We start from the raw sequence: 21,290 nt of genomic DNA on the forward strand, positions 1-21,290 counted from the left end.
CCTGAACCGAAGTCCAGGCGGCTGGTGCTGTTTGCTGTGCTCAGCGGGGGTACATGAAGTTGACCGTGCTCTTGTCAATGGTAGAAAAGCCGTTGCGCTGGCCCATGCGGTTCAGGTCCACGCTGCTGTTCAGCGGCTTGATGGCCAGCTTGCCGTCAAAGTAGGCGGGGTAGTGCATGATCGAATCGAAGTCGTAGGCGCCGTAGCCGCGCGAGCCGCTGCGAATCTGGTACTGGCTGTGCCAGTCGGTGGGGATGTTGCTCCACTGAATCTGCACGTAGCTGTCGCGGTCGGGGCGGGTCTGCTCGTGGAACAGGCCCATGGCGTGGCCGAACTCGTGAATGATGGTGCCGGTCGTGCAGCGGTCGGCCAGGGTGATGGTCTGGCGCCCGCCCACCATGCCCAGGCTGGAGGCGCAGCTGGTGCCGGTGTTGTACGTGATCTGCACGTAGTTGGCCTGGTTGGTGCGCGGCGTGACAATCACGTTGGTGTTGCTGCGGATGTTGGCCGCCGCCGCCGTCACGCGGTCCCGAATGGCCTGGGGCACGTTGCTGGCGAAGGTGTAGGGAATGGTGCGGCCCGTCCAGCGGTAGCGGGTGTCCACCACATAGGTGCCCTGCGGGGCGGCTTCGCTCAGGTCAGCCAGGATGATGTCCTCTTCGAGCATCAGGTAACCGTCCTGCTCGAAGCCCATGACCTGCTGCCGGGTGCCGTCAGGCATGATCAGCGTGGCAGGCTGGGTCCTGGGGGTGGTGCGGGCCTCGGGCGCGAGGTTCGGCGCTGTGGAGCAGGCGGCAAGGAAAAGGGACAGCAGCAGAACCGGCGTGGATCTCAGCATAGAACAGCACCTCCGTTGTGTGATTCCCCGAGGTTAGAGCCTCCTGAGCCGCTTGTAAAGTGCCCTGCACCTCAAGTTGTTTGGACATCGTGCAGAACAATGTTTTTTGAATGCCACAACCCGCAACTCCTCTCATCTGACCGGAAGCTGACAGCAGAATAGAGCAAATGTAAGGCGGGTCAGCGCTACAGAGTGCCAGAGGCCCAGGGCCGCACACCGTTGCCTCTGGCAAAGAGTCTGCAGCGCCGGGGCGGGAACAAGTGCACGGGCCTTGCTCTCTTTGACCTGCGCCCTGCATCCCTGTGGACCCCTGTGGCTCCACTCACCGCCAGGGGCCCCGGACTGAAATCAGCCCTGCCCCTCTCCGGTGCGCGCCTGCAGCCACGCCACGATCAGGCGCCGGATGTCTTCACGGGGTTCATCGTTGAGCAGTTCGTGGTAGCCGCCCGGCTCGTGGTGCAGGGTCTTGTCCTGGGCACCCAGGGCCTGAATGAAGCGCTGACTGCCGCGTGGATCGGTGAGCTGATCCTCGCTGCCGTGTAGCACCAGGGTGGGGACCTGCCAGCGCGGGTAGTGCGGCCACAGGCTCTGGCTCAGGCGCAGCATGCTCGCGCCGGTCAGGGCGGGCACGGCGCCGTGGTACATCGTTTCGTCGGCCTCGTAGGCGGCCACCTCGTCGGGCAGGCGCGACAGGCCGCCCGTGGGCAGCGCGGCGGTTTTCAGGCCCGGGGCCACGCGCGCCACCACGGGCGCCAGCCGCTTGAGCCAGGGCCGCTCGTTCTCGCCCACCAGCAGCGCGGGGCTGGTGAGCACCACGCCGGCCACCCCACGCGGATCACGCGCCACGCTGGCGGCCGTCACCAGCCCGCCCATGGAGTGCCCCAGCAAGAACAGCGGCGCTGACAGGCCGCGCAGGGCTTCTCTGGCCTTGAAGTGATCCTCGACGAGCTGAAACAGGTCCACCACCGCCCGGCGCCCACCCGAACGCCCATGACCGCGCTGGTCGTAGGCATAGACCGTGAACCCGGCCCCCACCAGCGTGGGAATCAGGGCGTGGTAGCGCGCCACGTAGCGCCCGGCGTATTCCCCGAAGCCGTGCGCCAGCAGCACCGCGCCGCGCGCCGTCTGGGCCGGCCACACGTAGCCCTCCACCGGCGCTCCGGGCACCGTCCAGATCTGACTTTGCATGCCCCGAGTCTAAGCCCGGCTGGGGTGGGCGCGCGCCTCACCACCCTGCAACCCCTCACCGGGGTGGACTGACGCAGCCGTTGCCGGCAACTGGCCGGCCACTGCCGCCAGCACAAAGGCGTATTCCTCGGCCAGTTCGTTCAGGGCCTCGTACCGGCTGCTGGAGCCCCCGTGGCCCGCGCCCATGATGGTTTTCAGGACCACCGTGCCGCTGTCCGGCGCCGCGAGGTCGCGCACGCGCGCGGCGTACTTGGCCGGCTCCCAGTAGGCCACGCGTGGGTCGTTCAGGCCGGTACTGACAAACAGGTGGGGATAGCGCGCCGCTTTCAGGTTGTCGTAGGGGCTGTAGGCCGCCATGACGGCGTAGTCCTCCGGGCGGTTCGGGTTGCCCCACTCGTCGTATTCGGCGGTGGTGAGGGGAATGGTGTCGTCCAGCATGGTGCTCAGCACGTCCACGAACGGCACGCCCACCAAGGCCGCCGTCCACAGGTCCGGGCGCAGATTCACCACGCTGCCCATCAGCAGGCCGCCGGCGCTGCGGCCCATGGCGACCAGTTCGCGCGAAACGCCCTGCGCCCGCAGCGCCTCGCCCGCCGCGATGAAGTCGGTAAACGTGTTCATCTTCTGCCCCAGGCGGCCCCCGTCGTACCAGCGCCGGCCCCGCTCCGAGCCGCCCCGGATGTGGGCAATGGCCCACACCCAGCCCCGGTCCACCAGCGGCAACCGGCCCGCCACGAAGGTGGGGTTGACACTCAGGCCGTAGCTGCCGTAGCCGTACAGCAGCGTGGGCGCGGGCAGCGGCGTGTCCCGGCGGCGCAGGAGGCTGACTGGAATGCGCTCGCCGCCGGGCGCCGTGGCCCACACCTGTTCGCTGACGTACAGGGCCGGGTCGTAGTTCGGCACTGGCGCGGCCTTGACCAGGGTGGTTTCGAGCGTTTTCAGGTTCAGGTTCAGGTGTTCCAGGGGCCGGGTCAGGCTGGTGTAGGTGATGCGGGCCACCGCGCTGTCATAGACGTAGTTCGGGCCGATGCCCACGGTTACGCTGGCCTCGGGAAAGGGCACGCGCTGGGCGGGGCCATAGCCGCCTCCCTGACGGGGCAACACCCACAGTGCGGTAAAGCCGTCCTCGCGCCCGGCCAGCAGCAGGTGCCCCTGGAACAGACAGCCACTTTGCAGGTGGCGCCCCTCGTCGTAGGGCAGCACGTCGGCCGCGTCGGCCCAGGCCAGGGGGGCGCCGTCCGCCCGCCTGGACCAGCGCACCAGCTTGAATTCCTCGGCGCCGCCGTGGTTGGTCAGGGCCAGCCAGTGGTCGCCCCCGTCAGTCAGGACCGGCACCTCGGTCCCGCGTTCGCGGGCCAGCAGCCGCGTGGGCTGGCCCTGGGTGTCGTGGGCGGACAGGGCCCACCACTCCTGGGCGCGGGTGCTGGCGCTGCAAATCAGCAGGGTCTGGCCGTTCTCGCTCACCCAGGCACCCACCCGGAAGGTGGGGTCGTCTTCCTGAAACAGCAGGGTGTCGCTGGTCTGCGGCTGGCCCAGCTGGTGGCGCCAGAGGCGATACGAGCGCTGGGTGGCGTCGTCGGTGGCGTAGTGCAGCGCGCGGCCGTCGGCGCTCCAGGCCGGCACCCAGCCGTTCAGGCCGCGCAGGGGGGGCTGGGCCAGCCCGCCGGTCTCGGTGTCCAGCACCCGCAGCTCGAAGACCTCCTGGCCGGTGGTGTCCAGCAGGTAAGCCCAGAAACGGCCGTCGGGGCTGGGCGCCGTGGCATACACCCAGACATTGTCCAGGCCCTCTTCGGCTTTCAGGACGTTCAGGTCCAGCAGCAGCTGGGGCTCGCCGCCCGCCAGGGGCCGGCGCAGATACAGGGGGTGCGCCTGCCCCGTTTCCGTGCGGGTGAAGTAGGCGTGGGCCCCGCGCACCACCTCCGGCTGCTCGTCGCGCTCCTGCACGTGCGAGAGCAGTTCCTGGTAAATCGCCTGCTGCTCGGCGCGCAGCGGCGCCATCACCCCGGCCAGGTGGTCGTTTTCCGCCTGCAGATACGCCAGCACCTCGGGGTCGGCCTTGCCCTGGCTCCTGAGCCAGTGGTAGCTGTCCGGGCGCTCGTGGCCGTGGAGGGTGTGCAGGTGGAGCTTGCGGGGCGCGCGCGGCGGGGTGGGCATGGCGCCCAGCATAGGGGCCCGGCCGCGCCCGGGTGGCCGCAGGTGGAGGCCGGATTTCTTAAGCGCAGCTCAAGCCCCGGCACAAAAGCGCCTGCCCCCCCAGGGCGCACACTGGGCGGTATGGCAGATATTGCACGGAAGGCTTCGGCCCACTGGGAAGGCGACCTGAGAAGCGGCAAGGGCACGGTCAGCACCGGCAGCGGCGTGCTCGAAGGCGCCCAGTACTCGTTTGGCACCCGCTTCGAGAACGGCAAGGGCACCAACCCCGAGGAGCTGCTGGCCGCCGCCCACGCAGGCTGCTTCACCATGCAGCTCTCGGCGCTGCTGGCCAACCACGGCCACACGGTTGAAGCGCTGGACACCCAGGCCACCTGCGAGATGGTCAAGGACGGCCCCGGGTTCAAGGTGAGCACCATGCGCCTGACAGTGCGCGGCAAGATCAGCGGCAGCGATCAGGCGGATTTCGAGGCCCACGTGCGCGACGCTGCCGAGAAATGCCCCCTGAGCAGCGTGATGGCCGGCAACGTGGAGATCGTTCACGAGGCGATTCTGGAATAATACGGATTCCGAAAAATTCCGGAACACATTACGGAATTTTTTCGACCGGAGGGACTCGAAGAGCTGCGCAGCAGAGAAGGAACAAATGCGGAGTTCCGGGAATTGGGCTGGAACAGCGCCGAAGGCGGGGAACATCCCCCTTCTTCCCGGATGGTACGGAACTGGACGGCAGTCCGTATCAGCGGTGATTCTGGACTCGGCCCCGGTCTGAACGCGGGGCCGTGGGGTGGGGGCTTTCTCTGGGACAATCCGGGGGACCCCCACCCCTCTGCTGTTGAAGGGGGCCGGGGAGCCTGCGGGCGGTCTATGCTGAACGCCATGCGCCCCTCTGTGTTGGTGGGCCTGCTGTGGGTTTCGGCCCAGGCGGCTCAGGCCCTGGCCGCCTCCCAGGTGTTCGCGCAGGCTGCACCCACCCGGCCTGCGCCCACCGCGGCACCGGCCAGCCTGGCGCGGGCCGCCGCCTATTCCGCCGAGCACCGGGGCGACGCGCTGGTGGTGCTGCAGGGCGGCCGGGAGGTGCTGGCCCAGGGACAGCACGGCTTTGCCCTGGACACCCCCCACGCGCTGGCCAGCGGCAGCAAGACCTTTGCCTGCGCGCTGGCCGTGGCGCTGCAGGACGCGGGCGTGCTGCGCCTGGACGAGCGGGCCGCCGACACCCTGACCGAATGGGCCGGCGACGCGCGGCGCGAGATCACGCTGCGCCAGCTGCTGAATTTTTCCAGTGGCCTGCCGGGCAATGTGGGCCAGCCAGTGCCCGGCCAGAATGCCGACCTGAACGCCGCCGCGCTGCGCGCTCCGCTGCGGGCCACCCCGGGTGCGCGCTTTAGCTACGGCAACGCGCATCTGGCAGCGTTCAGTGCCTGGGTGAGCCGCAAGACCGGCCGCGCGCCGGAAGTCGAGCTGCAGCGGCGGGTGCTGGACGCCCTGAACATTCACCCCACCTGGGCCCGCGACAACGCCGGCAACGCCAGCCTGGCGGGCGGCGCGCGGCTGGACGCCCGGAGCTGGGCGCGCTTTGGCGAGCTGCTGCGGCGCGGCGGGGAGTGGGAGGGCCGGCAGCTGCTGAGTGCGGCCGGGCTGAGCAGCTGCCGCCAGGGCAGCGCGGCGCTGAACGCCTATGGCCTGGGCCTGTGGCTGAACCTGCCGCTGCGGGGCACCCTGGACCCCCGCGACAGCGTGCCGGTGGCGGCCCTGAAGGCGGGCGCCGAGCGCCTGATGCCCTCGCAGCCGGACGACGTGGTGATGGCCGCCGGGCTGGGCAACCAGCGCCTGTACGTGCTGCCCAGCCTGGACGCCGTGGTGGTGCGCTTTGGCCGGGGCGGGCCCTGGAACGACGACGAGTTTCTGCGCCTGCTGACCGCGCCCTGAGGAGGGCCAGAGGGGGGTTCTGACCAGCGCCCACACGGCCGAGGCGGGCTCCTCCGGTGCCCCCGCAGGCCGCACGACGTCAGCCCGCCGGCACATGCGGCAGGCGGGCGCAGCCCCGGCACGGCAGACTGGCCCACATGAGTCATCTGTATTACCTCGTGGGCCCACCGGGCGCCGGCAAACGCACGGTGGGGCTGGCCCTGTCGGCGCGGACCGGGGCCGCCCTGCTGGACAACCACCTGTTCAACGACCCCATTTTCCGGGCCTACGGCGCCGACGGCGTCAGCCCCCTGCCCGACGAACTGTTTGAGCTGGCCGAGGTGGTGCGCCAGGCAGGGCTGGCCGCGCTGCGGCTGGCGCCGCGCCACCTCTCATACGGGTTCCGAAAAGTTCCGCAACGTGTTACGGAACTTTTCCGACCAGAGGGAGCAGGAAAGACGGCGGATTTCCGGGAATTGGAGGAACATCCGGCTCTTTTCCGGATGTTACGGAAATGGACGGAATCCGTATCGCATATTCTGACCAACCACCTGAGCGGCGAGGAGCGCGGGCACGAGGTGGTGGCCCAGCTGCGCGCCCTGGCCGCCGAACGGGGCGTGGTCTTTGTGCCGGTGTGGCTGGCCTGCCCGCAGCCCGAACTGGAAGCCCGCATGGGCCGCCCCGAACGCACCGAGCGCCTGAAGCTGCGCGACCCCGAACTGCTGCGCGCCCTGCTGGAACGCGGCGGCACCCTGGCCCCTCCCCCGGACGCGCTCGTGCTGAACACCGCCGAACTGCACCCGGATGAGGCCGCGCGGCGGATTGTTCATTTTGCCCGGAGCGGCCACCAGGAGGCGTGACCGGCAGACACCGTGCTGGGGGCCTCTCCCCCTGGCCCTCAGTACAGGTGGAAGTCCTGGAGGCCGGTGGCCTCGCTGGCCTGGGTCTGTACGTCGGTAATGCGGGCGTGGGGCGGGCCCCGGCGCAGCCAGTGCAGCAGGCGGTCAAGCTCGGGCTGGGGGCCCTCGGCCACCACCTCCACCCGGCCGTCACTCAGGTTCTCGGCGTAGCCCGCCAGATTCAGGTCGCGGGCGTGGCGCTGCACGTAGCGCCGGTAGCCGACGCCCTGCACAGTGCCAGAAACGAGGGCAGTCAGACGCATGGGCTGCATCCTACCCGGCGCGCCGCCCGGGTGCGCTGTTCTCTGACGGTTGCATGAGGACCGGGCGGGTGCGGCGTTCACGCCCCCCGCCGTAGAATGCTGAGAATGCGGCCAGGAGCATTAAGACAGCACAGGGCAGGCCCCGGAGCCCCCCCCACACCATGACCAGCGACCTCCCGCAGGGCGTGGGCCCGGACCCGGTGCCCCCGCCGCCCGCCCGGCGCCGCCCCTGGTGGCCGTGGGTGCTGGGCCTGCTGGGGGCCGCGCTGCTGGTGCTGGCGCTGCTGCCCACGCTGCTGGGCGGCGCACTGCTGGCCCGCTTTGGGGCCGAAGCCGGCCTGAGTGCTGACCGGGTCAGCGGCCCGCTGTGGGCCCCCCGGCTGGACGGCGCGCGCTTTCAGGTGCCCGGGGTGCAGGCCCAGGCCGGCACGCTGGACGTGCAGGTGGCCGGGGTAAACGCTCTGAACCGGACCCTGCGCCTGAACGTGCGCGTGGCCGACGCGGCAGTGGCGCTGCGCCTGAAAGACCTTGTGGGCGGCCCGGCCGGTCCCCAGGGCGGCTGGCGCGTGGTGCTGGGGCGCGTGGAGGTGGCCCGCACCCGCCTGACGGTGGACGGCAGCGGCGTGAATGTGCCCGACGGCCAGTTCACCCTCAGCCAGAACCAGGGCAGCCTGCAGGTGCGCGGCGCCACCCGTGACGGCGACCTGAACGCTGTGGTGCGCCTGGGCGAGGGCGCGGCCGGCACCACCTACGCGGTGGACCTGGACGCCGACGCCCGGGTCCTGAACCACTACTGGCCCGGGGTGACGGCGGGGCGCATTGTAGGCCGCTACCTGCTGGGCGGCGGCCCGGTGCGCGGTGACCTGCGCCTGACCGGCGGCGCGCTGCGTGTGCCCCAGGCCCCCGTGGTGCGCGTGACCAATCTGAGCGGCACAGCCCGCCACCGGGGCGAGGTGGTCACGCTGCAACTGGCCGGGCAGGGCTGGAACGGCCCGGTCACGGCCCAGGGGCGCGTGGACACGGCGGCCAGAAACTGGCGCGTGACGGCCGACGCTGCGCCCACGGTCGCCGGGCTGGCCCAGGCGCTGGGCACCACCGGCCAGGGCTCGCTGCGCCTGCGAGTGACGGCCGGGGGCTGGAGCACCGTGCGGGTCAAGGCCTATGCGCAGGGGGCGGGGCAACTGGCCGGCGTGAAGTTCCGCGACGCCAGCGCGGAATACACCTTTCTGAACAAGGACGGCAACACCGCCGGGCAGACGAACGATCTGGCCTTTAGCGCCCGGACCAGTCTGGGCGGCGCCGATCAGCAGGTGGAGGGCCGCTGGGCCATTGGCCGCGAGGGCCGCGTGGCCGTGTCCGGGGTGCTGGCCCAGAAACCGCTGGAACTCACGGCCCGCATTGACGCCCAGAACGCCGTGAGGGTGCAGGGGCTGGGGCTGGGCGGGCCGCTGGCCGGCACGTTTGCCCCGAAGGGCCAGCGCCTGCAGGCCCGCCTGAACCCCACCTACGGCGCCGCGCGCGCCCGGATTGCCCTGAGCGGCACGCCCCGGAATCTGCGGGCCACGGTCACCAACGGCGTGGCGGGCCCTTTTCCCCTGTCGGGCAGCGCCGTGCTGGATGGCCAGGGCCTGCGCGCCGACCTGGGCGCCGCCCAGTTGCGGCTGAACCGGCAGTTCCGGGGCACCTGGGCCCTGCAGAACCTGCAGGGCGCGGGCCTGACCCTGGATGGGCGCGGGCGCATTGACCTCACTGGCGGCGACGTGAGTGGCACCCTGAGTGCCGCCGTGCCCGGCCTGCAGGAGCCCCTGAGCGGACCGCTGAACCTGAATTACGTGGAGCAGCGCGGCACCCTGACCTCGGGGCGACAGACGCTGACCTGGCAGGGCGACAGCTTTGCCGTGCGTGCGCGCGACCTCGCGGTGGCGGGCGACCTGCGCGTGACCGGCGACGTGACGCTGACCACCACCCTGAAAGCCTTCGGTTCCCTGCGCGCCCGGGGACGCGGCGTGGACATCAGCGCCTTTGGGCGCGGCACCGCTGCCACGCTGCGCGGCGAGGTGGGCGGCGTGACCCTGCTGGCCGACACCGCCCTGCAGGCCCCCTACCGCACGGCGGTGCGGGTGCAGGGCACGAATCTGCGCGGCACGCTGAACCTGCAGGGCAGCGGCGCTGTGGCCTTTACCCTGCGTTCGGGCGGACAGACAGCGCGCGGCGTGGTGCAGGGGGACAACGTGACCGCCACCGGCCGCGTGAATCTGGGGGCCCTGCGCCCCCTGGCGCGCGTGCCGGACCTGAGTGGCACCCTTGATCTGAACCTGAGCGGTGGGGGCGGCACAGCCCAGGTGGACGCCCGGGCACAGGGCGCCGCCGTGCAGGGTACCCTGACCCGCCGCGCCGGCACGGTGCAGGCCAGCCTGCTGGCGCTGCAGGGCGGCGCGCGGGCCCGCCTGAGCGGGCAGGTGTTTCCGGCCGTGGCCGTCACTGGCCGGGTGAGTGCCCGGGGGCAGACGCTGAACGTGGCGGTGCAGGGCCCGTACGGGGCGCTGCGGGCCCAGGCCAGCGGCCGCACCGGCGAACTTTCCGTTGGCGGCGTGACGGTGCCGGCCCAGGCCGTGCGCGTGCGCGGCACCCTCACCCCGCGCCTGCAGGCGACCGGACGCTGGGGCGACCTGACCCTGGCCTACGACGGCGCCAGCGGCCTGACCCAGGTCAGCGGCACCCAGACCCTGACCGCCTTTGGCCAGACTGGGCGGGTTCAGGGGCAGGCCAGCTGGGGCCTGGGCCCGGGCGGCGCGTTCCGGGGCGCGGTGAACGCACGCGGCGTGCTGGACCAGTACACGGTGGCGCTGCGCGGCCCCTGGAACGGCCTGGACCTGCTGGTGACCGACGGCGAGGGCCTGCGGGCCCAGGGCACAGCCTCGCTGCCTTCCGGGCGCTACGACGTGGATGTGAGCGGGCCGCTGGGCGGCGGCCTGTATGTGGACGGCAACGTGCAGGGCACCGGCCTCTCGCCCCAGGGCCGGGTGGTGGTGACCGACGCCCAGGGCGGCCGGGCGGACGTGACCCTGCGCGGCTTCGAGAATCTGGCGGTGCAGGCCCGGGGGCTGAGCCTGGGCGGCCAGCGTCTGCAGGGCACCCTGCAGGCCCGGGGCGGCGTGCTCAGTGGCCGCCTGCAGGCCGGGCCGTTCACCCTGCAGGCGGCGGGGGGCGGCGTGCAGGCCTCGGGCACCGTGGCGGGCCACACCCTGCGCGCCAGCGGGCGCCTGAGTCTGCCCGCCACCCTGTCGGGCCTGCGGCTGAGCGTGACCGGGCCGTATCTGAGCGCCCAGGCCAGCGGCGGCGTGGCCAACCTGCGCGGCCGCGTGACCCTGAAGCCGCAGGCGTTCGGCAGCGGCGACACCCAGCTGCGCCTGCCCACCCAGACCCTGCCCCTGAGCGGCAGCCTGACGGGCGCGCGGCTGCGCCTGGGCAACCTGACCTACGCCTCGGGGCGCTGGTCGGGGACGCTGGGCCTGCGCTACGCCCTGGGCGCCAGAACCGGCACCGCGCTGCTGCTGGGGCGCGGCGAGAGCCTGCTGGCGCGGCCCCAGGGCCCCCTAAGCGGGGAAGTGACCCTGCTGCCGGCCCTGGGCGGCCAGCTCAGCACGGCGCTGGCGCCCTTTACGGGAGGGCTGCCCGGCGCCGTGCGGCGCGAACTGGTGCCCGGCCGCGTGGTGGCCACCCTCTCGCCCGGCGGCGCGCGGCTGGCCCTGCAGGGCACGCGTTACCTGAATGACCCCCTGACCCTGGACGCGCAGGTGGGCTGGACCGGCGGCCTGCGGGCGCGCGGCACACTGAGCCACCCCGGCTCGCGCCTGCCGCTGAGCCTGGACGGCCGCACCCTGACCGTGCGTGGCGCCGCGCTGGACGCCCGGGTGCTGGCCCCCGTGCTGCCCGGGGCCCAGGGCCGGGCCACCCTGACCCTGACGGTCCCTGACGGCCGCCTGGACCGCGCCGCCGGGCAGGCCACCGTGAATCTGCGCGCCGCCGGACAGGGCGCCAGCGGGCGCGTGACCCTGCGCGCCGGGCAGGTCTGGGCCGATCTGCGCAGCACGCTGGCTGGCCGCGACCTGCGCCTGCGCGGGCCCCTGTACCCGCAGGCAAATGCCACGCTGACCCTGGACCGCCTGCGCGCTGCCCTGACTGGCCGGGCTGGCCCCAGCGCCCGCGACGCACTGACCCTGCGGGTGGGCGGCACGCTGGAGGGCCGCGCCGTGAATCTGACCGTGGTGGGGGCCGCGCTGACCGGCCCGGCTGCCCGCGTGAGTGCCGAGGGCACCCTGGCCGGCGCCGCCCTGAACCTGAGTGCCCTGCAGGGGGCCGGCGAGGGGCTCACCGCGTGGCGCCTGAGCGGCGTGGCCAGCGCCGCTGACCTGCGCCCACTGGCCGGGATCCCGGGCCGGGCGACCCTGACCCTGGGCGGCACCCTGGCCGACGTGCGCGCCCAGGCCACGGGCGAGGTCTCAGGCGTGACCTTCACGGCCCCGCTGAGCTTCGCGGGCGGCGTGCTGCGCACCCGGGGCGCGCAGGCCACCCTGGGCGCGGCTGCCCCGGTGCAGGGCAGTGCGCGCCTGAGTGGGCCCCTCTTCCCCACCCTGGCCCTGAGTGCCAAGGTCAACCTGACCAGCGGCCTGCCGGGCACCTACGCCGGGCAGCTTGGGGGAAGCGTTCAGAAACCCGACCTGCGCCTGAGCGGCACGCTGCGCGGCGACCTGAGCGGCCTGCGCGCGGCCGGCACCCGCCTGAGCGGGCGGCTGCTGGGCCCCGATTACCGCCTGACCCTGGCAGGGCCTGCACTTGCCGGCGAGGTGCGCGGGCGCCTGGGCAGCGGCGCCCTGGCCGGGCTGCAACGCGCCGCCCTGACCCTGAACGCGGCCTACGCCGCCCCGGACACCGACCTGCGCCTGCGCGGGCCCCTGGGCTGGAATGCGCGCAGCGGCTTTACCGGTACCCTGCGCGTCGTGGGCGACACGCCGGGCGGGCCCCTGGACGCCCTGCTGGACGGCCAGGGAGAATTGCGGGCCACGGCCCTGTTCGGCACTGGCACGCGCGAGGCCCGCCTGAGCGGCCGTTTTCCCGCCTCATTGCCGCTGCGCCCCGGGGGCAGCGCCGACCTTGCGGCCTTCGACGTGGGCGCGCTGTGGGGCCGCCCCGGGCAACTGCGCGCGACTGGGCAGGCCACGCTGGGCGGCCCGTCGTGGTCGGCGCTGGCGGCCACCTTCGCGGGCCGCCTGACCGACGAGGGCGGCGACCTGAGCGGCACCCTGAACGCCGACTGGCGCGGCGGCGACCTGCGCGCTGCCCTGCAGGGCCCGCGCGCCCAGGCCCAGGCCACGCTGCTGGCGGGCCGGTACGACCTGAAGGTGCAGGCCCAGCCCCTGCGCGCCGCGCGGCTGCTGCCCCCGGGGCTGGACATGGACGCCCTGACCCTGGGCGGCACCCTGGCCGCCCGGGGCACCCTGGCGGGCGGGCTGGAGGCCCTGGATGCCCAGAATCTGGCGCTGCGCGGCGTTCAGGGCAACGTGGGCTCCTTCAGCCTGTATGGCCGGGCCCGCTACGAACCGGGCCGCGACACCCTGGAAGCTGACCTGAGCGGCAGCCTGCGTGACGGTGTGGTAACGGCGCGCGGCGCTCTGCCGGGTGGCCTGGCCGTGAGCGTGCGCCGCCTGAGCACCGAATTGGTCGGCGCCGCCTCGCTGGGCCGGGGCACGCTGGACGCTGCCCTGACCCTGCGCGGCGCCGTGCGTGACCCCGCTGTGGGGGGCACCGTCGCCCTGGACAGCGCGCGGCTGGGCGCGCAGGCCACCGTGGCGGGCCGGGTGCGAGCGGCCGTGGTGAACGCGCGCCTGTCGCCCCGGGGCGCCCTGGGCGGCACTCTGTACGCCGAGGCGCGCGAGCTGGACCTGAGCGCCGGCCGGGTGCGGGCCCGGGTGCAGGGCACCCTCACCCGGGGCGAGGCGCGCGCCGACGTGAACCTGCAGGGGGTGTGGCCGGCGCTCTCGGGCACCGTCAGCGCCCGCGTGCCGGGCCTGCCCGGCCCCGTGACCCTGCGCGGCGAAGGCCCGGGCAGTGGCGGCCAGGGCCGCTACACCCTGAACGCCGGCGCATTGGGCAGCGGCACCCTCAGCCTGGGGCGCGGCGTGGGCTTCGTGCCCACCCTGAGTGGCGCCGCTGCGCTCACCCCGCTGCCCCTGGTGAACGGCGAGGGCGAACTGACCGCCCGCCTGACCCTGGGCGGCACCCTGGCCGCGCCCAGCGTGGCGGGCACGGTGACCTCGCGCGGCGCCCAGGCGCTGGGGGTGGCCCTGGACGACCTGAGCGGCACCGTTACCCTGGTCGGGTCCGACCTGCGCGCCGCCCTGTCACAGGGCAGCCGCCCGGTGCTGGCCCTGAGCAGCCAGACGGTGACCCTCAGTGGCCTGCAGGCCCGCGCAGCTGGCTCGACCCTGAGTGTCTCGGGGCAGGCGGGCCTCGGCGGCGACGCCGCCCTGACGCTGGACGCGGCAGGCACGCTGGCCGGGCGCCTGAACGCCACGTGGCGGGCCCAGGCGCTGAGCCTGACCGGCGCCCTGAGCGGCCCCCAGGGCCTGCGCCTGAGCCCCGATCTGCGCGCCGACCGCCTGACCGGCTGGCACGGCACGGCGCGCCTGACCGGCGGCCCAGCGGGCGTGCTCACCCGGCCGGCCTTGCTGACGGTGCGGGGTCCCTTGGGGCGGCCCCTGGTGGAAGGTGAGGCGGGCCTGCTGGGGGCGGGCGTGCGCGTGGTGGCCGACGCCCGGGGCGTGCAACTGCGCCTGGTGGACGGCCCCGGCGCCCAGGCCAGCGGCGTGCTGGAAGCGCGGCCCCAGGGCACCGGCCCCTGGGCGCTGCTGGGCGCGGCCAGCCTGACGCGTCCCGAACTCTCCCTGAGCGTGACGCCGGGCGGCACCGTGGCCAGTCCACAGGCGCAGCTCAGCGTGCGCCGGGGCGAGTGGCGGGCGAGCGGCGTGGCCAGCCTGCAGGCCGCCGACCTGAGCGTGTCCGACGGAGAGCGGGCCGGGCGCGTGCGCTGGAACGGCACCGAGCTGGACGCCGACCTGCCCGGCCTGAACCTGGGCCGCCTGGGCGTGCGCGGCGTGGGCGGTACCGTGACCGCCACCGGCCGCCTGACCCCAGGCGCGGGCAATGGGCGCCTGACCCTGAGCGTGGCCGACCTGAGCACGCCCTACACCCTGCCCTACGTGGACCTGCCTCTGGACGGGCGCCTGAACGCCGAGGTGACCCTGACCGGCGGCCGGCCGGCCGTGCAGGCGGCCCTGGCCCTGAGCAGCGGCACCCTGAACCTGCAGGCGGCCCAGGGCCCCCGGACCTGGACCGGCACCCTGACCGGGCGCGTGGCCCAGGGGGGCGGCACGCTGGACGTGAACCTGCGCGCCGACGCGAGCGGCGTGCAGGGCCGGCTGGAGGCGGCCCGCCTGCCGCTGGCGGTGGCCGGACAGCCCCTGGCGCTCAGTGGCAGCGTGGCGCTGGCCGGGCAGACCTTCCGCGCCGATCTGATCGGCCGCGCTGACGTGGGGCAGGTCATCGTGACCGCTTCGGGCGGACTGGCCGATCTGGTGCCCGCCCTGGCCGGCCCGCTGGCCCTGGCCCCCACCGGCGAGGGCTACGCGCTGCGGGCCACCGTGGATGACGTGGAACTGGGCGATGTGGTGGCGGCCCCCGCCCTGCGCGGCCGGGTGAGTGGCGAGGCCACGCTGCGCGACGGTGGCGGCACCTTTGTGCTGCGCTCAGACAACCTGATTCTGGGCACGCGCACCCTGCCCGCCCGCCTGGAAGGCACGCAGGTGGCGGGCGACTGGCGCATTCGCGGCTTCCTGGGCGAGTCGGATTTCACGGCGGGTCTCAGCGGCGGCGACGTGTTCGGGCAGGGCACCCTGCGCGCCCTGCCCGTGGGCGCCGTGCTGGGGGCCGCCACCGGCACCGTGCCCGGCGAGGGCGTGGTCACGGGCGTGGCCCGCTTCCGCTTTCCCCTGGCCGATCCCCTGGCGGGCCGGGTGAACGTGGTGGCCGAGCGCATCCGCGTGAGTGCCAGCAGCGGCGAGGGCACAGCCGCCGTGACCGAGACCCTGACCGGCACCGGCACCCTGGACTACGCGGCGCGCGAACTGCGCGGCATCAATGTGCAGCTCTCGGGCGCCGGCACCTGGGACGTGCGGGGCGGCTACACCCGCGAACGGGTGGACCTGACCGCGCAGTTCACGAACACCACCTTTACCCCGGTCCTGCGCCTGATTCCGGGCCTGGCCGACATGGAACCCAGCCTGAAGGGCACCGTGACCCTCTCGGCGGCCGGCACCTACGACCGCCCGCGCGCCGCCCTGCGGGCCCGCACCCTGACCGGCACCCTGGCGGGCCTGAGCCTGCAGATTCCCGACTTCAGCGGCGAACTGCCCGACAGTGGGGCCTTCCGCGCCGGTGGGCAGGTGCTGACGGGCGGCACCGTGGGCGCCGACGGGGTGGTGGAGCTGAGTGGCCAGCTGACCCTGGGGCGCCTGAGCGGCACACTGGCCACTTTTCGGGGCCTGCTGGCGCCGCAGGCGCTGGGTGCCCTGCCGAATGCCACAGTGACCGTGCAGCAGCAGCCCAATGACCGCTGGACAGTCACGGCGAGCAGCGCCAGCACCGGCCCGGCGGGGCCCGGCAGCCTCACCCTGGGCGGCGAGGTGAGCCCCCGCGTGGACCTGACCCTGAGTGCCCGCAACTACAACCTGCCCCTGAACGCCATCTACGGCCGCGAAAGCGTGCTGAACGCCGACCTGCGCGCCGCCGATGACGGCAGCGTGATCCGGGTGCAGGGCGCGGCGGACTTTACCCGGCTGGTGCTGGGGCGCGTGAATGCCCCGGCCACCATTCCGGCCCCTGGCCAGAGTGCGGCGGGGGGAGAGGGCCGCGCCACCGACAACTACGCCAGCCCCCTGCCCGCCGAATACACCACCTTTCCCCGCCCCACGCAGGCCGAGACGGCGCCGGCGGCGCCCACCCTCCCCTTCCTGGAGCGGGTGGTGTTCGAGGACATTCCCATTCGCGCGGTCAACGGCATCCGGGTGGATGAAAATCTGGTGCGCGCCGAATTCACGGGCGGCCTGGTGCTCTCGGGCAGTGGCGACCGCCCGCGTCTGAGCGGCGAAATCCGCTCGCAGCGCGGCTTTATCTACCTGCGCGAAAACGAGTTCACACTGGGCGACTCGGCCGTGACCTTCACCGGCGACAGCGTGTACCCGAAATTCAACATCACCGCCAGCGGCACCGTTACCGGGCGCGCGGCCCGGGGCGACACACCCGTGACGCAGCGGGTGCCCATCACGCTGACACTGGCCGGCGAATTCGTAACGCGCGCGGGCGGCGAGGCCGCGCTGGACCTCGACACCACGCTGGCCTGCACGCAAATCACCGCCGAGTGCGCCGACCCGGCCACCGGCGTGCCCTACGGCGAGGCCGAGCTGTACGCGCTGGTGGCCACCGGCGTACCCAATCTGGCCACTCTGCCCAATAATCTGGCGGCCCTGGGCAGCAGCGCGCTGCAAACGGCCCTGAACGTGTTTGTGCTGGGCGAACTGGAACGCACGGTGGCGCAGGCGTTCGGGCTGGATGTCTTCCGCTTCACGCCGCAGCTGCTGGGCGACAGCCTGGGCGCCACAATCACGCTGGGCTCGTACCTGACGCGCAACCTGTACCTGCAGTATCAGGTGGACCTGACGGGTCAGGGCCTGCTGAACGCCGAATACAGCACCCCGGACGGCCGCCTGACCTTCAAGGTCACCACGCCGCTGCGCGGGCTGGACCTGCAGTCCATTCGCCCCAGCTTCACCGCCGGCTACAACGTCAACCCCCGCACCAACGTCAGCCTGGGGGTGCAGACCACCGACCAGAGCACCCGCCTGCGCTTCGGGGTCACATACCGGATTGGGGGCCGGTAGGGGCCCACGCCGCACCAGCGAACGTCAGACGCGCCGCTTCCAGGCCAAGGGAAGCGGCGCGTTGTTCTGTCCCAGGAAACGGATTCAGCGGGGCGTCTTGCCACCTGCCGTTCTGGCGCTAAGTACGTTGCACCTCACGTTACGACTTTGCAGGAGAGCACCGCAAAGTCTCCACTCCCGGTGCAACGTACTTTTTTCGATACTCGCTCCGCTCGGTTGATCTAAAGATCAACAGCGAGCTACTTAATACGGCTTCCGGAATTTTTCCGACCAAAGGGAGCAGGAACAAATACGGAGTTCCGGGAATTGGGCTGGAACAGCGCCGAAGGCGGGGAACATCCCCCTTCTTCCCGGATGTGACGGAAATGGACGGCAGTCCGTATAAATGATCAGGCGCGGCGATAGGCGTTCAGGCCCGAACAGTCACGCCCCGCTCCGTCAGCGCCTGCAGGAAGCTTTCCGGGTCAGCCGGGGTCAGGAAATACGGCACGCCGCGCACGTCCAGCAGCACCCCCTGGCCTGTATTGCTGCTCAGGGCCTGCACTGCGCGGGGGCCCTCGCCTTTCCAGGCATAGTTGCCGCTGTAATAGCCGGGCAGGCCCACCCCGCCCACCTTCAACCCCAGGCCGCCGCCCGTGGCCTGGGCCCGCAAATCGCGGTACGGCCACTCAAAGGTGCCTGAAGCCCGGCGCACCCGCAGCCCGGTGTTGGTCAGCGTGTAGGCCAGGCGGCGGGGCACCAGCAGAAACGCCAGGAACAGCCCCAGCCCCAGCAAGGTCAGCAAAACCTGACCGGCCAGCGGCAGCGCCGCGCCCTCGCCGTCCGGCAGCCAGGGCGTGGCGGCCAGCAGCACGGGCGCCAGCCAGACCAGTCCCCGGAACCACAGCGGCGAGTGCGCCGGGGCCAGGGGAACGGCGACCTCTGGGCCACCTGCGAACCGCTGTTCAGCGCTCACGGCTGCGCTCGCCCCCGCCCCAGACCTGTCCCACGGCTTCCTCCACACTTTTCACGCCGGGGCTGCCGTCCACGCCCGGCGGCACCACCAGCCGCTCGTAGCCGGCGCGGCGGGCTTCCTCGGCGCGGCGCAGGGCGGCCTGGGTGCTGCGCACCTCGCCCGCCAGCCCCACCTCGCCAAACACGGCCACGTTGCCGGGCAGCGCGCGTCCCACCACCGCCGAGTACACTGCCAGCGCCACCGCGAGGTCCAGCCCCGGGTCCGGCACCTTCAGGCCGCCGGCGAGGTTCACGTAGATGTCCAGGCCACCCAGCGTCAGGTCCAGGCGGCGTTCCAGCACCGCCAGCACCACATCCACGCGCCGGGGGTCCAGGCCCACCACCACGCGCCGGGCATTCGGATAAGGGGTCTTGCTGGCCAGGGCCTGCACCTCCAGCAGCATGGGCCGCTGGCCGTCAATCGTGGAGGCCACCACGCTGCCGGGCACCCCCACCGGCCGCTCGGCCAGAAAGGCGGCGCTGGGGTTTTCCACGGCGATCAGGCCCTCGCCGCGCATCTCGAACACGCCCAGTTCCCCGGCCTGCCCAAAGCGGTTTTTCACGCTGCGCAGTAATCGGTAGGCCCCCACCGATTCCAGAAACACCGTGGTGTCCACGATGTGCTCCATGACCTTGGGCCCGGCCACGGTGCCGTCCTTGGTCACGTGGCCCACCAGCACGGTGGCGGTGCCGGTTTCCTTGGCCGCGCGGGTAAGCAGAGAGGTGCCGTCGCGCACCTGTGCCACGCCGCCGGGCGCTCCCTCACCCTCCACCGTCACCGTCTGAATGGAGTCCACGATGCACAGCGCGGGCCTGTGCTCGGCCATCAGGGCGGCCACATGCTCGGCGCGGGTGTCGCGGGTGAGCTGAATGTCGGCCGTGACCCCCAGGCGGTCGGCGCGCAACCGGATCTGCTCCAGCGATTCCTCGCCGGCCACGTACAGCACGGGGCCGCTGGTGCGGGCCACCCGGTCGGCCACCTGCAGCAGCAGCGTGCTCTTGCCTATGCCGGGCTCGCCGCCAATCAGGGTCACGCCGCCGGCCACCAGCCCGCCGCCCAGCACCCGGTCCAGCTCGGGAATGCCGCTGGGGGTGCGCGGTTCTTCCCGGCGCCCCACCGTGGACAGCGGGGTCAGCTTGCCGCCCACCACGCCGCCGTAGGCCCCGCCGCGCCCACCCTTCCCGGGGACGGCCGTCGGCACCTCCTCTTCAAATGAGTTCCAGGCCTGACAGTTGGGGCAGCGGCCCAGGGGCTTGGCGGCCTGATAGCCGCAGCTGGTGCAGACGTAACTGGCGCGGACCTTAGCCACGCTCACCTGGGCTGGCGGGCCGCGCGCCGGGGCGGCCATCGGCGCGCCAGTACACCTGGCCGTCGGTGGCCAGATAGTCGGCCTCCACCAGTTCGGTCAGCAGAATGCCCGGGTCTTCCAGGGTGCTGTGGTCGGCCAGCACGCCTTGCACCTGAGCGGGGTCGTATGACACGCCGGGTTCGAACAGGCCGGTCAGGTAATCCAGAATGGCCAGCTGGTGGGCGCGGCGGCGGTCGCTGGGCCAGCCGGTGATGCGCCCGTGTTCGTCCTGGAAATCGTGAATGCTTTTGGTCATGGGGGTTATGGTAGCGGTCCAGCCGCCGGGCAACAGCGAGGCAGGTACTGCTGAGCCCGCCAGAAACCATGAGAGGGCGCAGCGGCTCCAAACGCCGTGAGGCCAGTGGAATCTGGACCCCTCTGAGACGGACGGCCGTCCATTTCCGTCACATCCGGGAAGAAGGGGGATGTCCCCCGCCTTCGGCTGGGGGCGGTCCAATGTCCGGACATCCGTCTCTGTGGCAGCGCTGCGAGTCCCTCCGGTCGGAACAATGCCGTCATGTGGTACGGAATTGCTCAGAACTCATATGAAAGCTGGGGCAGGCCGTCGCAGCGGCCCACTTCTACGGCCGGTAATGGGCCAGAACGCCGCTCTGGGCTTCAGGCTCTCCACATGTACCCAGGACTGTGCCCCCTATGATGCCGGCATGCAGCCGGTCAGGGTCAGGCGCCTTTGCATGCCCCTGGGGATGCTGGGCCTCACGGCGCTGCTGACGGGGTGCTCCTGGGGGCGCGACAGCCGCTCCGCACAGGCCACAGAGCAGGCCGCAGCCGACACCGCCCGGGACACCATGATTCTGGCAGCCAGGGCCACCGGGGCCACCAGGCTTGAGGCCGGAGGACGGTGGCGGCATTGCTCGGGCGGGATTGGTCACCAGTACAGTGGCGGTGGGGTCGTGTGGGCCCCACAAGGCAACGTGTCACGCCAGCTCGAAGCCATCCGCGCGGCGCTGGTAGAGGCCGGATTCACGGACGTGAGCCAGCTCAAGGACAGGGTCAGTGTTCAGCGCAACGAGATCACGCTGACCCTCAGATACCACCGGACGTACAGGGGCTGGCCTGTTTCCTTTTACTCGAAGTGCCACATCTACCGTGGGGCGGACGGGCAGCGGGTGAACTCCACGGCGTACCGGGACCTTGAGGGCCTTATTCCGTGAGCTTACGGCCCGCAGCTACCACAGGGAGCAGACGGCAGGGGCAGGTCCGCAGGAGGCTGGCGACACCATGACTGTGCTTATTGCCTCAGCGGACCTGCGCCCGGAGCATCTTCCGGACCGCGTGGAAGACTGGCGGGCCTTCGCCTCGACGTTCGAGGGCTATCTCCACTGGAACAGCGCCGTCCGCTGCGGAGAAATCGCCAACAGCACGCGGATGCAGGACATGCAAACCGGCACGCTGCCCACCGATCTGGATGTGCTGCGCACCTGCCTGTTTTTCGAGAGGCGCCGTGAACGTCACAGTGGGTCTCCGCCCGACGAGGCCGACCTGACCTATTTCAGGAGCATTCTGGAGGCAATCCGCAAGCAGGTGACAGCGCGAGGCTGAAGCTGTCATGGGGCCTCTGGATAATACGGGTTCCGAAAAATTCCGTAACATGTTACGGAATTTTTTCGACCAGAGGGAGAGGGAAAAGAGACGGATTTCCGGGAATTGGGCTGGAACAGCGCCGAAGGCGGGGAACATCCGGC

General features: G+C 72.1%; 13 protein-coding genes. 6 read left to right on the forward strand and 7 right to left on the reverse strand.

Annotation, left to right across the window (positions count from 1 at the left end):
* Positions 1 to 40: 40 nt before the first annotated feature.
* From C8263_RS04395 to C8263_RS04405, 3 genes are all read right to left on the reverse strand, one after another.
* The gene (locus C8263_RS04395; protein WP_107136895.1) at positions 41 to 838 is read right to left on the reverse strand and encodes a M12 family metallopeptidase; all 798 of its coding nucleotides are present in this window, start codon (positions 836 to 838) and stop codon (positions 41 to 43) included.
* 348 nt (positions 839 to 1,186) lie between these two features.
* Positions 1,187 to 2,026, reverse strand: coding sequence for an alpha/beta hydrolase (locus tag C8263_RS04400; protein ID WP_107136896.1), 840 nt, complete (start codon positions 2,024 to 2,026; stop codon positions 1,187 to 1,189).
* A 9-nt stretch (positions 2,027 to 2,035) separates the two neighbouring features.
* The gene (locus tag C8263_RS04405) at positions 2,036 to 4,180 is read right to left on the reverse strand and encodes a S9 family peptidase (RefSeq protein ID WP_107137030.1); all 2,145 of its coding nucleotides are present in this window, start codon (positions 4,178 to 4,180) and stop codon (positions 2,036 to 2,038) included.
* A 120-nt stretch (positions 4,181 to 4,300) separates the two neighbouring features.
* On the opposite strand from C8263_RS04405, the gene C8263_RS04410 reads away from it, so the two are divergent.
* From C8263_RS04410 to C8263_RS04420, 3 genes are all read left to right on the forward strand, one after another.
* Complete coding sequence (locus tag C8263_RS04410; protein ID WP_107136897.1) at positions 4,301 to 4,738, forward strand: OsmC family protein; 438 nt, start codon at positions 4,301 to 4,303, stop codon at positions 4,736 to 4,738.
* 318 nt (positions 4,739 to 5,056) lie between these two features.
* Positions 5,057 to 6,106: a serine hydrolase domain-containing protein gene (locus C8263_RS04415; RefSeq protein WP_158263740.1), complete on the forward strand. Its 1,050-nt coding sequence runs from the start codon at positions 5,057 to 5,059 to the stop codon at positions 6,104 to 6,106.
* 137 nt (positions 6,107 to 6,243) lie between these two features.
* Entirely contained in the window at positions 6,244 to 6,945 is a 702-nt protein-coding gene (locus C8263_RS04420; protein WP_107136899.1) for a nucleoside/nucleotide kinase family protein, read from the forward strand.
* A gap of 38 nt (positions 6,946 to 6,983) precedes the next feature.
* Here the strand turns inward: C8263_RS04420 and C8263_RS04425 are convergent, their stop codons facing one another.
* Entirely contained in the window at positions 6,984 to 7,247 is a 264-nt protein-coding gene (locus C8263_RS04425; RefSeq protein WP_107136900.1) for an acylphosphatase, read from the reverse strand.
* A gap of 161 nt (positions 7,248 to 7,408) precedes the next feature.
* Here C8263_RS04425 and C8263_RS04430 point away from each other — a divergent pair, with 161 nt between their 5' ends.
* A complete protein-coding gene (locus tag C8263_RS04430; RefSeq protein ID WP_107136901.1) occupies positions 7,409 to 17,242 on the forward strand; it encodes a translocation/assembly module TamB domain-containing protein in 9,834 nt (3,277 codons plus the stop codon).
* Positions 17,243 to 17,651: 409 nt separating this feature from the next.
* Here C8263_RS04430 and C8263_RS04435 read toward each other — a convergent pair whose 3' ends face one another.
* The 3 genes from C8263_RS04435 to C8263_RS04445 are packed head-to-tail and all read right to left on the reverse strand — an operon-like array spanning position 17,652 to position 19,840.
* Complete coding sequence (locus C8263_RS04435; protein WP_146160588.1) at positions 17,652 to 18,197, reverse strand: PH domain-containing protein; 546 nt, start codon at positions 18,195 to 18,197, stop codon at positions 17,652 to 17,654.
* The gene (gene radA, locus C8263_RS04440) at positions 18,187 to 19,545 is read right to left on the reverse strand and encodes a DNA repair protein RadA (protein ID WP_107137031.1); all 1,359 of its coding nucleotides are present in this window, start codon (positions 19,543 to 19,545) and stop codon (positions 18,187 to 18,189) included. Before radA ends, C8263_RS04435 begins: the two co-directional genes overlap by 11 nt.
* On the reverse strand, positions 19,538 to 19,840 hold the full coding sequence (locus C8263_RS04445) for a DUF2087 domain-containing protein (protein WP_107136903.1): 303 nt from the start codon (positions 19,838 to 19,840) through the stop codon (positions 19,538 to 19,540). Before C8263_RS04445 ends, radA begins: the two co-directional genes overlap by 8 nt.
* Positions 19,841 to 20,279: 439 nt before the next feature.
* Between C8263_RS04445 and C8263_RS04450 the strand changes: the two genes are divergently transcribed.
* Positions 20,280 to 20,759, forward strand: a complete 480-nt coding sequence (locus C8263_RS04450; RefSeq protein WP_146160589.1) for a hypothetical protein — start codon at positions 20,280 to 20,282, stop codon at positions 20,757 to 20,759.
* Positions 20,760 to 20,826: 67 nt separating this feature from the next.
* Entirely contained in the window at positions 20,827 to 21,147 is a 321-nt protein-coding gene (locus C8263_RS04455; RefSeq protein WP_107136905.1) for a hypothetical protein, read from the forward strand.
* The last annotated feature ends 143 nt before the right edge of the window (positions 21,148 to 21,290 follow it).

It is taken from the genome of Deinococcus arcticus (assembly GCF_003028415.1).
In the GTDB taxonomy this organism is placed as follows: Bacteria; Deinococcota; Deinococci; order Deinococcales; family Deinococcaceae; genus Deinococcus; species Deinococcus arcticus.

Excerpts from the sequence above, each read along its gene's own strand:
- C8263_RS04420 (WP_107136899.1), top strand. The coding sequence starts at position 6,244 with ATGAGTCATCTGTATTACCTCGTGGGCCCACCGGGCGCCGGCAAACGC.
- C8263_RS04445 (WP_107136903.1), bottom strand. The coding sequence starts at position 19,840 with ATGACCAAAAGCATTCACGATTTCCAGGACGAACACGGGCGCATCACC.
- C8263_RS04410 (WP_107136897.1), top strand. The coding sequence starts at position 4,301 with ATGGCAGATATTGCACGGAAGGCTTCGGCCCACTGGGAAGGCGACCTG.
- C8263_RS04415 (WP_158263740.1), top strand. The coding sequence starts at position 5,057 with ATGCGCCCCTCTGTGTTGGTGGGCCTGCTGTGGGTTTCGGCCCAGGCG.
- C8263_RS04395 (WP_107136895.1), bottom strand. The coding sequence starts at position 838 with ATGCTGAGATCCACGCCGGTTCTGCTGCTGTCCCTTTTCCTTGCCGCC.
- C8263_RS04430 (WP_107136901.1), top strand. The coding sequence starts at position 7,409 with ATGACCAGCGACCTCCCGCAGGGCGTGGGCCCGGACCCGGTGCCCCCG.
- C8263_RS04405 (WP_107137030.1), bottom strand. The coding sequence starts at position 4,180 with ATGCCCACCCCGCCGCGCGCGCCCCGCAAGCTCCACCTGCACACCCTC.
- C8263_RS04425 (WP_107136900.1), bottom strand. The coding sequence starts at position 7,247 with ATGCGTCTGACTGCCCTCGTTTCTGGCACTGTGCAGGGCGTCGGCTAC.
- C8263_RS04400 (WP_107136896.1), bottom strand. The coding sequence starts at position 2,026 with ATGCAAAGTCAGATCTGGACGGTGCCCGGAGCGCCGGTGGAGGGCTAC.
- C8263_RS04455 (WP_107136905.1), top strand. The coding sequence starts at position 20,827 with ATGACTGTGCTTATTGCCTCAGCGGACCTGCGCCCGGAGCATCTTCCG.
- C8263_RS04450 (WP_146160589.1), top strand. The coding sequence starts at position 20,280 with ATGCCCCTGGGGATGCTGGGCCTCACGGCGCTGCTGACGGGGTGCTCC.